The organism is Curtobacterium sp. RIT-PI-V (assembly GCF_025642935.1).
In the GTDB taxonomy this organism is placed as follows: Bacteria; Actinomycetota; Actinomycetes; order Actinomycetales; family Microbacteriaceae; genus Curtobacterium.
Genome location: NZ_JANZKM010000002.1, coordinates 194,006 through 206,351 on the forward strand (window position 1 = coordinate 194,006; position 12,346 = coordinate 206,351).

A 12,346-nucleotide genomic window follows, 5' to 3' on the forward strand; every position below is an offset into this window, starting at 1 on the left:
TGCCCGCTACCAGTCGTGGACGGTGCCGTCGGCCAGACGGTTGAACGGCAGGTAGGCCTGCTCGTAGGGGTACTTGCCGGCCTCGTCGACGTCGAGGCTGACCCCGAGGCCGGGCTCGTCACCGGGGTGCAGGTAGCCGTCCGTGAAGGTGAAGGTCTGCTGGAACACCTGGTTCGTCTGCGGCCCGTGCTGCATGTACTCCTGGATGCCGAAGTTGTGGATCGCCATCCCGAGGTGCATCTGGGCTGCCAGGCCGACGGGCGAGATGTCGGTCGGCCCGTGGAACCCGGACTTGATCTGGTACATCGCGGCGTAGTCCATCGTCTTCTTGAGCGGGGAGATGCCGCCCATGTGCGTGACGGCTCCGCGGACGTAGTCGATGAGCTGGTCGCGGATGATGTCCTTGAAGTCCCAGATCGTGTTGAAGACCTCGCCGATCGCGAGCGGCGTCGTGGTGTGCTGCCGGACGAGCTTGAGCGCCTCCTGGTTCTCGGCCGGGGTGCAGTCCTCGAGCCAGAACAGGTCGTACGGCTCGAGCGACTTGCCGAGCTTCGCGGCCTGCAGCGGGGTCATCCGGTGGTGGCCGTCGTGCAGCAGCGGCAGTTCGGGCCCGAACTCGCTCCGGACGGCCTCGAACACGGTGGGCACGTGGCGCAGGTAGGCGCGGGTGTCCCAGTCCTCCATGGCGGGGAAGGCCCCGCGCTGTGCGGGCTCGAAGTCGTACCGGACGCCCTCGTTGCCCTCGGTGGTCTTGTTCGAGGCGATGCCGTAGATGCTCTCGAGGCCGGGGACGCCGGTCTGCACGCGGATCGAGCGGTAGCCCTCCTCCTGGTGCTCGCGGATCGAGTCGAACAGCTCCGGGAGTTCCTTGCCCGAGGCGTGCCCGTACGCCATCAGCCCGGTGCGCGAGGCGCCGCCGAGCAGCTGGTAGAGCGGCATGCCGGCGACCTTGGCCTTGATGTCCCAGAGCGCCATGTCGACGGACGCGATCGCCGCCATCGTGACGGGGCCGCGGCGCCAGTACGACGAGCGGTACAGGAACTGCCAGGCGTCCTCGATGCGGCTGGCGTCGCGGCCGATCAGCAGCGGCACGACGTGCTCGGACAGGTACGCGGCGACGCCGAGCTCGCGGCCGTTCAGCGTCGCGTCACCGAGGCCCGTGACGCCGTCGGCGGTCGTGATCTTCAGCGTCACGAAGTTCCGGTTCGGGCTGGTGACGATGACCTCGGCGCGCTCGATGAGCTGGCCGCGGTCGGCCGACGCCCACGTGTCCGGACGCCCGGAGGTGTGCCCGGTCGCCGCACCGGTGTCGGCGGCGCCCGGCACCGGGGCCGCGGGGTTCGTGGTGGTGTCGGTCATGCGTGGACTCCTTCGTCGGTGCTGGTGGTGGTGCGTGCGGCAGTGCTCGCCGCCCGGATGTCGTCGGCCGCCGCGGTGATCGCGTCGACCACGTCGGTGGTGTCGAGGTCGGGGGCGATGACGCGCAGCACGTCGTGCACGTCCGAGTCTGCCCCGGGGGCTCCGTCGTCGTCCACGAGGTCGGGCTGCGTCGTGACGTGGAGCCACCACGCGGCGATCGCGGTCGCGGCGCCGGGACCGATGCCGGCGGACGGCTCACGCTCGAGGCGGTGCCGCACGACGTCGACGACCCGGACGGGCAGCTTCTGCGATCCACCGGAGGCGATCTGCCGCAGGGTGTGCCGGATGCGCGGGTTCGCGAACCGGTCCTCCAGGGCAGTGCGGGCGGCGGCGACCTCGTCGGACGGCAGCGGCAGTTCGCGGGCTGCCTCGTCCCACAGCTGCTCGACGGCGGCACGGCACACCGGGTCGTCCATGGCCGCGGCGACGGTCTCGTGCCCGCGCTGGAGCCCGAGGTACGCGAGCAGCGAGTGCGAGCCATTGAGCAGCCAGAGCTTCCGCTGCTCGTACGGGGTGACGTCGTCGACGATGCGCACGCCGGCGGTGTCCCACGCGGGGCGGTCGATCCCGTCGAAGGCGTCCTCGAGCACCCACTCCGCGAACGGCTCGGTGACGACGGGCGCCCGGTCGCCGGCGAGCGCTCCCGGCAGGGCGGCGAGGCCCTCGACGTCGGCGTCGGTGGTCGCGGGGGTGATCCGGTCGACCATCGACGACGGGAACGAGACGGTCGCCTCGATCCACGCGCGCAGTGCGGGGTCGGTGGCGGCACCCAGCACGGCCTCGCGCAGCACCGCACCGTTGTGCGTCAGGTTGTCGAGGCTGACCAGTGCGATGCGGCCGCCGCCGGCCCTGCGCCGGGCGTCGAGCCCCGCGACCAACCGGGCGGGGACGTCGGAACCGGACCGGTAGCCCTGCTCGGTGACCGTCAGCGTGACGATGGTGGTCTCCGGGGACGCGACCACGTGCCTCCAGGCCGTGTCGTCGCTGCCCGGGTGGGCGGCCATGATCGTGTCGACCACCTCGGCGTCGTCGCCGGTCGCTGCACGCGTGACCAGCGTGTAGCGGCAGTCCTGTGCGGTGAGGGCGTCCGCCGCCGCGGGCGAGCGGCCGGTGAAGGCGGTGATGCCCCACGGCTCCCCCGCGGAGTGGGCGGTGTACCAGGCGAGGTGGGCACGCGCGAACGCCCCCACCCCCAGGTGGACGATGCCCGGTCGGCGATCGGTCATGCCGACACCGGGACGAGGGACCGCAGGTACGCCAGGTTGTCGGCGGTGCGGGCCTCGAGCGGCAGGTCGGTGGAGAAGTCCTCGATGGTGACCCAGCCGTCGTAGCCGACCTGGCGGAGGGCGTCGAGGTACTCGGAGACGGACGCCTGCCCGGTGCGCAGCGGCGCCCACTCGTTCTGCCAGATCGTGCTGCCGTCGGCGCGGGTGTCGCCGGTGTCGACCCAGCGGGCGTTCTTCACGTGGGCGTGCGCGAGGTACGGGCCGAGGAGCTCGAACGCGGCGAGGTGGTCCTCCTGCCCCTCGATGACCAGGTTGCCGAGGTCGTGGATGACGCCGATGTGCTCCGGGTCGAGGCCATCGACGAGCCGCAGCGCCGCCGAGGCCGAGGGCGTGATCGTCATGTGGTGCAGCTCGACGAGCGCCTTCACGCCGAGCTCGGTCGCCCGGGTCACCGCCCACTCGAGGTCGGCACGGGTGCGGTCGAAGACCTGCCCGTACGTCTCGCCGGTGCGTTCCTTCTCCTGCCGGTACACCGGCATCGAGATCCGGACCTGGCGGGCGCCGAGCTCGCTCGTGACGCGGAGCATCGTCTCGACGCCCTCGTGGTCCGACGCCTGCTGGTACCCGCCGATGCCGGAGTACTCGAGGCCGGCGGCGTCGGTGATCCGCGCGATCTCGCCGACCTGGTCCTGGATGCCGGTGAACTGCCACGTGGAGTTGTTGCCGGCCCAGAACGAGCGACCGGCGGGCACGACGGTGCCGTCCGCGGGGCGGTCGTCGACGATGCGCCACTCGACGCCGTCCCAGCCCTGCTCGGCCAGCGTCGAGGCGGCCTGCGACGGGGTCCAGTCGGGGGTCGAGGCGGTGAACACGGAGAACTTCATCGGGATGCTCCTTCGTGGGCGCCCACCACGGGCACCACATCGTCGTACTTGCCCTCGATCACGTCGTCGATCCGGACGGGCTGCCCGAGCGTCGCGCTGACGTACAGCCCGCGCACGACGGCGAGCGACACGAGGGCCGCGTCGACGGTCACGCCGGGCGCACGGCCCTCGCGGATCGCGGCCACGATGTCGGTGTACTGCCGGCCGTGCCCCGCGGCGAAGTGGTCGGGCTCGGCCGGCCCGCCGACGACGTGCTCCGGCGGGACGACCTCGTCCTTCTGGTCGACCGCTCCCGCGACCGCCGAGGCGTTCGAGGTGGTCGAGGCGGACTCGAGCGTCGCGGCGTCGGGTGCGATGTGGAAGTAGGCCAAGCGGTCGTCGTCGACGATCGCGGACCCGTGCGTGCCGTACACGGCGTAGCGGGCGGAGAGGCCCGGGTACGCGGCGGTCGTGCAGTGGATGACGCCGAGCGCGCCGCCGGCGAACCGGACGGTGGCGACGGCGGTGTCCTCGACCTCGATGCGGTCGTGCGCGAGCAGCCCGGTCTGTGCCGAGATCTCGACCGGACGGCCGAGTGCCCAGACGAGCAGGTCGACGGTGTGCACGCCCTGGTTCATCACGGCGCCACCACCGTCGAGCGCCCAGGTGCCGCGCCAGTCGCCGGAGTCGTAGTAGCCCTGCGACCGGTACCAGGCGACGCTCGCCAGGCCGGAGGTCACGGTGCCGAACCCGCCGTCGTGGGCGGCTGCGGCGACGGCGGCCGAGGCCGGGTCGAAGCGGTGCTGGCTGATGACGCTCGTGACGAGTCCTCGGTCGCGGGCCGATGCCGCGAGCGCGGCGATCTGCCGGGCCCGGGGCATCGTGGTGTCGAGGGGCTTCTCGATGACGACGTGCTTGCCGGCGGCCAGGGCGGCCTCGGCGAGCTGGACGTGCATGCCGGAGGGCGAGCAGATCGCGACGACGTCGATGTCGGTCTGCGCGATCGCCTCCTCGATGGTGGCCGTCGTGATGGGGCGGGCGACGCCCATCGCCTCGATCTCGTCGGCGGCGCTCGTGGCGGCGGCGGGGATCGCGTCGACGAGGGCGACGACCTGCAGGTCCGGGTGGTGGACGGCGACCGTGGCGTGGTGGCGTCCGATGACGCCGGCGCCGACGACTGCCAGCTTCAGTGGGGTGGTCATCGCAGGGTGACTCCGATCTGGTCGGTGAGGGTGCGGAGGGCACGACCGGCGCGACCGAAGGCCGCGGGGCCGGAGAACCCGCCGAGGGAGGTGAAGTCGCTGAGGTGCGGCTCGAGCGAGGCGTAGCCGGAGTACCCGGCGTCGCGCAGCGCGGTGAGGGTCTGCAGCAGTTCGCCGTCGCCCTCACCCGCGGGGACCACCGACGAGTCGGCGGCCAGGGCGTCCTTGACCTGCAGGTAGTCGACGTAGGGCTCGAGCTGCGCCCACCCGTCGGTGAACGGCTTGACGCCGCACTGCACGTAGTTCGCGTTGTCCCAGGCCAGTCGGAGCGCCGGCGACCCGACGCTCTCGACGATGTCGAGCACGCGGGAGGGGACGTCGCCGAAGATGTCCTTCTCGTTCTCGTGCAGCAGGGTCACGCCCTCGCGCTCGGCGAGGTCGGCCAGGGCGCGCATCCGGACGAGGACGTCGTCGCGGACGTCCTCCGGCTGCCGGCCCTCGAAGTAGAACGAGAAGATCCGGATGTTCGTGGTGCCGAGGGCGTGCGCGGCGGCGATCGCGCGACCGAGCCGTCCGACCTCGTGCTCGACGGGCTCGTCGACGGAGACCTTGCCGATCGGCGAGGCGATGGCGGACACGGTCTGTCCGCGCTCCTCGAGCAGGCGGTGGAGTCCGGCGAGCTGGTCCTCGTCGAGGTCGACGACGTTCACGCCCCAGGCGCTGCGGACCTCGATGGCGCTCGCGCCGAGCGCCTGCAGGACCGCGACCTGGACGACGGGGTCGGCGTCGATCTCGTCGCCGAAGCCGGAGAGTTCCCACGTGGGCTGGTCGGTCATGGTGTCCTTTCGTGTCGGACGGGAGGCGCGTGGCGGGGCCGCCACGGGCCTCCAGTCCGGTTCTGGGTTGCGGTGACTGCCGCGCTCACTTGACGGAGCCGGCCGTCAGACCGCCCACCAGGTAGCGCTGGAAGATGAGGTACAGGGCGACGACCGGCACGGCGCAGACGATCGACGCGGCCATCATCTGGCCGTAGATCGGGACCGCACCGCCTTCCTGCGCCGTGCCGAGCACCTGCAGGACGACGGCCACCGTCCGGGTGTTCGGGGTCGTCATGATCGTGGAGAACAGGACGTCGTTCCAGCCGAGCAGGAAGGCGAAGATCGCCGAGACGACGATGCCGGGCCACGACAGCGGCAGGACGATCTTCGTCAGGATCTTCGTGCTCGAGGCGCCGTCGATGCGGGCGGCCTCCTCGAGTTCCTTGGGCAGACCACGCAGGTAGGTGACCATCACCCAGGTCGAGAACGGCAGGGCGAACGTCAGGTAGGTGACGAACAGACCCCAGCGGGTGCCGATGATCTGCACGCCGGTGGCACTGGCGATGTTCGAGAACACCACGAACACGGGCAGCAGCAGGAGCGTGCCGGGGATCGACTGCAGCGCGAGGAGCCCGCGCAGGATGGTCAGGCGGCCGAGGAACCGGAACCGGACCAACACGTACGCGGTGGACACGGCGAGCGCGGCGCTCGCGATGGCGACCGCACCGGCGGTGAGCATCGAGTTGACCAGCCCCTCGCCGAGGGCGACCGTCGACCAGATCTCGACGTAGTTCGACAGGGTGAACTCGGACGGGAAGTACTCGCCGCGGGCGACCGCGACGTCCGAGTTCACCGAGCCGAACAGGATGTACAGGACCGGGACGGCGATGAACGCGATGATGATCGCGATCACCACGATGAGCAGCCAGCGGGGCAGGAGCCGGGTGACGTCGGTGTCGTAGGGGCGTTTGTGGGGCTGCCTGCGGTCTCCGGTCGTGATGCTCTCGGTGAGCGTCGCGGTGGGGCGGGTGCGGGTGCTGAAGGTCGAGCTCGGTGTGCTCATGCGCGTGCTCCGTCGATGTCGGCGGCGGTCGGGGCGGCGGCGAGCGTGGCGCGGTCGGCGCGGCGCTGCTTCCGGTTGGGGCCCGCGTCGTCACCGGTGTCGAGCTTGACGGCTCGCAGGTAGACGAACAGCGGGATGGCGACGATCACGAGCGAGCAGATCGCCATGGCCGCTGACAGGCCGAAGCGGAACGACTGGAAGCTCGCGATGTAGGTCAGGACGGGCATGACCTCGACGCTCGACGGCAGCGGGATGCCGAACAGCACGAACGGCAGGGTGAAGTTGTTGATGTTGTGCAGGATCGCGATGATCACCGCCAGGCTGAGCGGCCCGCGCAGGTACGGGAAGATGATGTAGCGCAGCTTCGCCCACCAGGTCACCCCGTCGAGCGCGGCGGCCTCGTGCACCTCGTTGTCCACGGCCTGCAGTCCGGCGAGCGACAGCAGGTAGACGAACGGCCAGCTCGTCCAGATCATCACGCCGGTCAGCGCCCAGTAGGACGCGGAGCCGTTCAGCCAGAGCACGTCGGTGTGCAGGATCGAGTTCACGACGCCCTGCGGCTGCAGCATCGTGCGGAAGAACGTGCCGACGACGAACGCGGGCAGCACGTACGGGATCAGGTAGATCGACCGGACGAGGCCGCGCCCCGGGAACCGGTTCTGCGTGGAGATCGCCGCAGCGACGCCGATCGGGACGGTGACCGCGGTGACCAGGACGGACAGCGACACCGAGATCCAGATCGAGTGGAGCAGGGGCGAGTTCGTGAAGGCCTCGGTGAAGTTCGCGAAGCCGACGAACGGGGCGCTGAACCACTGCCGCAGCGTGTACTGGTCCAGGTCGAGCATCGCGATGAAGAAGCCCACCAGGAGCGGCACCACGATGACGGCGAGCATGAGGACGCCGCCGGGGATGAGCATCCAGAGCGGACGCTCCTTCTTGTACAGCGGCGTCGTGCCGTGCGGGCGGACCGTCTGCTCCGTGCGCTGTGGCGGTCTGGTCTGGGTGCTGGTCATCACAGACCTCCGTTCTTCTGACGGTCGAGGGTGGACTGGGCGTCCTTCTGGGCGTCCTGCAGACGCTTGCGGAGCTGGTCGTCGGTGACCTCGCCGCTCTTGAGCGACGGGATCGACTGCACGACCACGTCGACCAGGGCGAGCTGGATGTCGGACCAGGCGCCGGTGAAGGCGGTGGGCTTCGACAGGCGGCCCGCGTCGATGATCGGCTTGAGTTGGGGGTTGTCTGCCGCCAGGTCAGCGGCGGCGGACGCGTTGGTCGGCAGGTTGCCGAACAGGTCGTAGTACTCGAGCTGCGCCTTCGGTGCGCTGAGCTGCTTGACGAAGTCGAAGGACAGCTGCTGCTTGGTGCCGTAGTCGGCCACCACCCAGTTGTCGCCGGACAGGATGCTCGCGGCCTCGATGCCGTCGGCGGGGCGTTCGCTCGCACCCGGCGGGACGGTGGGGAGCAGGGCGAACTCGTACTTGCCGTCGACCTTCGTGTCCTTGAACGAGTTGATCGCGGTGGTGGTCGTCATCGGGAAGAACGCGGCCTTGCCCTCGGTGAACTGGGCCAGGGCCTGCGCGTTGTTCCAGCCGATCGCGGCCTTGTCGACGACGCCGTCCTTCGTGACCCAGTCGAAGTAGGTCCGGTACGCGTTCTCGACGGCATCGCTGTCGATCTCGGCCTCGGAGCCGTCGACGATGGTGTTGCCGGCGTTCTGCGCCATGCCCCACACGAACTTCCACGGGTCGAAGCCGTCGGCGTAGGCGATCGCCATGCCGTGCACGTCACCGCTGGTGGTGGCCTTCGCGTCCTCGGTCAGCTCGTCCCACGTGGTCGGCATGTCGGTGATGCCGGCCTTCTCGAGGAGGTCCTTGTTGACCGCCATCACGAACGGACGGCTGGCGAACGGGATCCCGATCTGCTTCGAGTCGCTCGGACCCGAGATGCCGAACGAGGCCGGGTCGAACTGGTCCTTGCCGCCGATGGCCTTCCACTCCTTCGATCCCATCTCGACGAAGGCACCGGTGGCGTAGGCGGTCGGGGTGAACGTGGTGCCGATGGCGTAGACGTCAGGGCCCTGGCCGGAGATGACGCTGGTCTGGATCGCGGTCAGTTCCTCCTGTGCGGACGAGTAGGTCTCCCACTGGATGTCCGCACCGGTGGTGCGCTTGAACTCGGCAGCGGTGTCCTGCTGCCACTGCTTGCGCTCCTTGGGGTACGTGGTGTCCGCGCCCATCATCACGCGGAGGGTGTTCGGGTCGTCACCGCTGCCGTTCACGACGGCGCAGCCCTGCAGGGAGAGAGCGGCGAGGGCGATCACCGCGACGGCACCGACGAGGGTGCGGGGCTTCAGCCGTGTTCTGTTCATCCGGGGGCTTCCTCCTCGAGACCTCCTCCGGGCGGCGCTGCCCGGTGGCACCACTGTTCCGCCGTTGGCAACATCCGGCAACCGGTTGCCACTTGTTGCCAGACGCGAATACGTTCGGCCTCGTGAGCGACACAGACATCGACGTCTCCGGTGCCGGCGGCGGCTTCGGCACCGACGCCGACGCGAGCGCCGGCACCGGTTTCAGCGCCGCCCGGCGCGTGACCATCCGGGACATCGCCGACGCGACCGGCGTGGCCCCGTCGACCGTGTCCCGCGCACTCTCGCTGCCCGACCGCGTGAACCACACCACGCAGGAGCGCATCCAACGAGCGGCCCGCGAACTCGGCTACGTCGCCAACTCGCAGGCACGCGCCCTGACGTCCGGCCGCACCCGGGCCGTCGCCGTGCTCGTCTCCGACATCACGAACCCGTTCTACTTCGACGTCATCCGTGGCACGCAGCACCAGCTCGCCGGCGCCGGGTGGACGCAGTTGCTCGTCGACACCGAGGAGTCCGCCGATGCCGAACTCGCCACCCTGAGCTCGATCGGCGCGAAGGCCGACGGCGTCGTCCTCACCGCCTCGCGCCTGTCCGACGCCCAGATCGCCCGGTTCGCCGAGCGGATCCCCCTGGTCGTCGTCAACCGTCGCCCCGCCGGGGTGCCCTCGGTGCTCATCGACACCCCCGGCGGCGTCGAGCAGGCCGTGCAGCACCTCGTCTCCCTGGGCCACCGCGACGTGCTCTACGTCGCCGGTCCGGACAGTTCGTGGTCGAACGAACGCCGGTGGAAGGCGCTCGTGCGCGTCGCGAAGCGCCTCGGGGTCCGCGTCGCCCGCATCGGGCCGCACGCGCCGTTCGTCGACTCCGGCGCCGCAGCCGCCGACGCCGCCGTGCACGCCGGGGCCACCGCCTGCATCGCCTTCAACGACCTGATCGCGATCGGCATGCTCGCACGGCTGCGGGAACGGGGCGTCCGCGTCCCCGAGGACATGAGCATCGTCGGCTGCGACGACATCTTCGGTGCCGACTTCTGCAACCCGCCGCTCACCACCATGACCTCGCCGATCGAACGCGCCGGCCGGGTCGCGATCCGGATGCTGCTCGGCCGGCTCGGTGCGATCCCCGCCGACGAGCTGCCCGGTGAGCACATGACCGGCGCCGTCGCACTGCCCACCCACCTGACCGTCCGGGAGTCGACGGGTCCAGCGCCCGCCTGACGCTCGCGCACGCCCGCTGCACCCGCCGGCCCCCGCCGCGCCCCGCCGTCCGTACCGTTCTCGAAGGAGTCGATGATGACCCAGACCAGCACCGCCACCCGTCTCGCCCCGCACCCCGACCGGCTGCTGCCCGCCGACCCCGGTGCACGTCAGGTGGCGCGGACCGTCTACGACGCGGTCAAGGACGCACCGATCATCTCCCCGCACGGACACGTCGATGCGGCGCTCATCGCCGCCGACCAGCCGTTCAGCGACCCCGCGTCGCTGCTCATCACGCCCGACCACTACGTGCTCCGGTTGCTGCACGCGAACGGGGTGGACCTGGCCGCGCTGGGACGCGCCGACCTGTCGGGGACCAGCCCCGTGCCTCCCGGTCGCGCCATCTGGCGGAACCTGGCGGACCACTGGGACGACTTCCTCGGCACCCCCGTCCGCTACTGGTTCGAGACCGAGCTGCACGACGTCTTCGGACTGACGGAGCAGCCGTCGGCGGCGAACGCCGACGCCCAGTACGACCACATCGCCGGTCTGCTGGCTTCGCCCGCCTTCCGCCCGCGCGCGCTGTTCGACACCTTCGGTATCGAGGTCCTCGCCACCACCGACGGTCCCGCCGACGACCTCGCCGCGCACGCGCAGCTCGCCGCCGACCCCGCGTTCACCGGCCGGGTGGTCCCCACGTTCCGCGCGGACGCAGTGTTCGACCCGTCGCGGCCGGACTGGAGGCCCGTGGTCGCGTCCGTCGGCGAGGCCGCCGGCATCGACACGGGCACCCACGCAGGACTGTTGGCAGCACTGCGCGCACGTCGCCAGTACTTCATCGAGCACGGCGCGACCGCCACGGACACCGGGGTGCTCGACGCCGGGTCCACGCCCCTGTCCGTCACCGACCGTGAGCGCATCCACGCAGCGGCGCTCCGCGGCGACGTCTCGACAGCCGACGCCACCGCGTACCGGCACGACATGCTCTACCGCTGGGCCGAGATGAGCGTCGAGGACGGCCTCGTCATGCAGCTGCACCCCGGCGTCATCCGGAACCACCACGCACCGACGCTCGAACGCTTCGGCCCGGACACCGGCCACGATCTGCCCGCCGTCGGGTCCTTCACCACGCCGCTGCGGCCGCTCCTGGAGTCGTTCGGCACCGCTCCGGGCTTTCACCTCGTGCTGTTCACCGTCGACGAGACCGTCTTCTCGCGCGAGATCGGCCCCCTCGCCGGCTTCTACCCCGCCGTGTACGCCGGAGCTCCGTGGTGGTTCATCGACACCCCGGCGGCGATCGGCCGCTACCGCTCCGCGATCACCGACTCGGCGTCGTTCACGAAGACCTCCGGGTTCATCGACGACACCCGGGCGTACTGCTCCATCCCCGCGCGGCACGACATGGCGCGGCGAGCGGACGCGGCGTACCTGGCGTCGCTCGTCGTCACGCACGAGATCTCCGAGGAGGACGCCGTCCGCACCGCGCGGCGCATCGTGTCCGACATCCCACGGGCGACGTTCAAGCTGTAGGGGTGCGGGGTGCCGCGTGGTGCGAGGTGAACCAGCCGAGGCGGTACGGTCGGGCGCATGACCGAGCGGGTGACGGCTGCCTACGGCGCTCGCGCTGCGGAGTACACGGCAGTGCTCGGATCGATGGACGCCGTCCACCCCGACGACCGCGCGCTCGTCGACGCCTGGGCAGCGGGACGCCGAGATCTGCTGGTCGACGCCGGGTGCGGCCCCGGTCACTGGACGGCGCACCTCGCTCGGAACGGGTACCGGGTCATCGGGATCGACGCCGTGCCGGAGTTCGTCGAGCACGCACGGCAGACGCACACTGCCTCGGTCGACTTCCGGGACGGATCGATCGATGCGCTGCCGCTCGCGGACGGCAGCGTCGGCGGCGTCCTCGCCTGGTACTCGGTGATCCACCACGAACCCTCGCGGGTCGGCGTGCCACTGGACGAGTTCCGGCGGGTGCTCGCCCCCGGCGGTGGGCTCCTGCTCGGGTTCTTCGAGGGCCCCGCGGTCGAGGCCTTCGACCACGCGGTCGTCACCGCGTACCGCTGGCCGGTCGCGTCCCTGGCAGCGCGGCTGGACGGAGCGGGCTTCGACGTGGTGGACGTCCACACCCGGTCAGCGCCCGAGCACCGACCGCACGGGGCGATCAGCGCGGTGCGCCGCTGACGGA

General features: G+C 70.9%; 11 protein-coding genes. 3 read left to right on the forward strand and 8 right to left on the reverse strand.

Features of this window, described 5'->3' with window-relative positions; genetic code table 11:
- Nucleotides 1–6: 6 nt before the first annotated feature.
- The 8 genes from manD to OGL88_RS03065 form a co-directional block, all read right to left on the reverse strand.
- A complete protein-coding gene (gene manD, locus OGL88_RS03030) occupies nt 7–1,359 on the reverse strand; it encodes a D-mannonate dehydratase ManD (protein WP_240347602.1) in 1,353 nt (450 codons plus the stop codon).
- Nucleotides 1,356–2,645, reverse strand: a complete 1,290-nt coding sequence (locus OGL88_RS03035) for a mannitol dehydrogenase family protein (protein WP_263089491.1) — start codon at nt 2,643–2,645, stop codon at nt 1,356–1,358. The genes manD and OGL88_RS03035 overlap by 4 nt, the downstream gene beginning before the upstream one ends.
- Entirely contained in the window at nt 2,642–3,529 is an 888-nt protein-coding gene (locus tag OGL88_RS03040; RefSeq protein WP_263089492.1) for a sugar phosphate isomerase/epimerase family protein, read from the reverse strand. Before OGL88_RS03040 ends, OGL88_RS03035 begins: the two co-directional genes overlap by 4 nt.
- Entirely contained in the window at nt 3,526–4,710 is a 1,185-nt protein-coding gene (locus OGL88_RS03045) for a Gfo/Idh/MocA family oxidoreductase (RefSeq protein WP_205464059.1), read from the reverse strand. The genes OGL88_RS03040 and OGL88_RS03045 overlap by 4 nt, the downstream gene beginning before the upstream one ends.
- The gene (locus OGL88_RS03050; protein WP_263089493.1) at nt 4,707–5,546 is read right to left on the reverse strand and encodes a sugar phosphate isomerase/epimerase family protein; all 840 of its coding nucleotides are present in this window, start codon (nt 5,544–5,546) and stop codon (nt 4,707–4,709) included. The genes OGL88_RS03045 and OGL88_RS03050 overlap by 4 nt, the downstream gene beginning before the upstream one ends.
- Nucleotides 5,547–5,631: 85 nt before the next feature.
- Nucleotides 5,632–6,591 carry a carbohydrate ABC transporter permease gene (locus OGL88_RS03055; RefSeq protein WP_205464057.1) on the reverse strand — a complete coding sequence of 320 codons (960 nt, stop codon included), beginning with the start codon at nt 6,589–6,591 and terminating at the stop codon, nt 5,632–5,634.
- Entirely contained in the window at nt 6,588–7,604 is a 1,017-nt protein-coding gene (locus tag OGL88_RS03060) for a carbohydrate ABC transporter permease (RefSeq protein WP_263089494.1), read from the reverse strand. The genes OGL88_RS03055 and OGL88_RS03060 overlap by 4 nt, the downstream gene beginning before the upstream one ends.
- The gene (locus OGL88_RS03065) at nt 7,604–8,959 is read right to left on the reverse strand and encodes an ABC transporter substrate-binding protein (RefSeq protein WP_263089495.1); all 1,356 of its coding nucleotides are present in this window, start codon (nt 8,957–8,959) and stop codon (nt 7,604–7,606) included. Before OGL88_RS03065 ends, OGL88_RS03060 begins: the two co-directional genes overlap by 1 nt.
- A gap of 122 nt (nt 8,960–9,081) precedes the next feature.
- On the opposite strand from OGL88_RS03065, the gene OGL88_RS03070 reads away from it, so the two are divergent.
- The 3 genes from OGL88_RS03070 to OGL88_RS03080 all read left to right on the forward strand — a co-directional run bounded on the left by OGL88_RS03070 (nt 9,082) and on the right by OGL88_RS03080 (nt 12,342).
- Nucleotides 9,082–10,176: a LacI family DNA-binding transcriptional regulator gene (locus tag OGL88_RS03070; RefSeq protein ID WP_374114417.1), complete on the forward strand. Its 1,095-nt coding sequence runs from the start codon at nt 9,082–9,084 to the stop codon at nt 10,174–10,176.
- 75 nt (nt 10,177–10,251) lie between these two features.
- Nucleotides 10,252–11,685, forward strand: a complete 1,434-nt coding sequence (gene uxaC, locus OGL88_RS03075; protein WP_263089496.1) for a glucuronate isomerase — start codon at nt 10,252–10,254, stop codon at nt 11,683–11,685.
- A 57-nt stretch (nt 11,686–11,742) separates the two neighbouring features.
- Nucleotides 11,743–12,342 (forward strand): class I SAM-dependent methyltransferase, encoded by a 600-nt coding sequence (locus tag OGL88_RS03080; RefSeq protein WP_263089497.1) that lies wholly within the window; start codon nt 11,743–11,745, stop codon nt 12,340–12,342.
- The last annotated feature ends 4 nt before the right edge of the window (nt 12,343–12,346 follow it).

What these genes read in the sequence shown, in the direction of transcription:
- manD (WP_240347602.1), bottom strand. Translation starts at nt 1,359, where the DNA reads ATGACCGACACCACCACGAACCCCGCGGCCCCGGTGCCGGGCGCCGCC.
- OGL88_RS03035 (WP_263089491.1), bottom strand. Translation starts at nt 2,645, where the DNA reads ATGACCGATCGCCGACCGGGCATCGTCCACCTGGGGGTGGGGGCGTTC.
- OGL88_RS03040 (WP_263089492.1), bottom strand. Translation starts at nt 3,529, where the DNA reads ATGAAGTTCTCCGTGTTCACCGCCTCGACCCCCGACTGGACCCCGTCG.
- OGL88_RS03045 (WP_205464059.1), bottom strand. Translation starts at nt 4,710, where the DNA reads ATGACCACCCCACTGAAGCTGGCAGTCGTCGGCGCCGGCGTCATCGGA.
- OGL88_RS03050 (WP_263089493.1), bottom strand. Translation starts at nt 5,546, where the DNA reads ATGACCGACCAGCCCACGTGGGAACTCTCCGGCTTCGGCGACGAGATC.
- OGL88_RS03055 (WP_205464057.1), bottom strand. Translation starts at nt 6,591, where the DNA reads ATGAGCACACCGAGCTCGACCTTCAGCACCCGCACCCGCCCCACCGCG.
- OGL88_RS03060 (WP_263089494.1), bottom strand. Translation starts at nt 7,604, where the DNA reads ATGACCAGCACCCAGACCAGACCGCCACAGCGCACGGAGCAGACGGTC.
- OGL88_RS03065 (WP_263089495.1), bottom strand. Translation starts at nt 8,959, where the DNA reads ATGAACAGAACACGGCTGAAGCCCCGCACCCTCGTCGGTGCCGTCGCG.
- uxaC (WP_263089496.1), top strand. Translation starts at nt 10,252, where the DNA reads ATGACCCAGACCAGCACCGCCACCCGTCTCGCCCCGCACCCCGACCGG.
- OGL88_RS03080 (WP_263089497.1), top strand. Translation starts at nt 11,743, where the DNA reads ATGACCGAGCGGGTGACGGCTGCCTACGGCGCTCGCGCTGCGGAGTAC.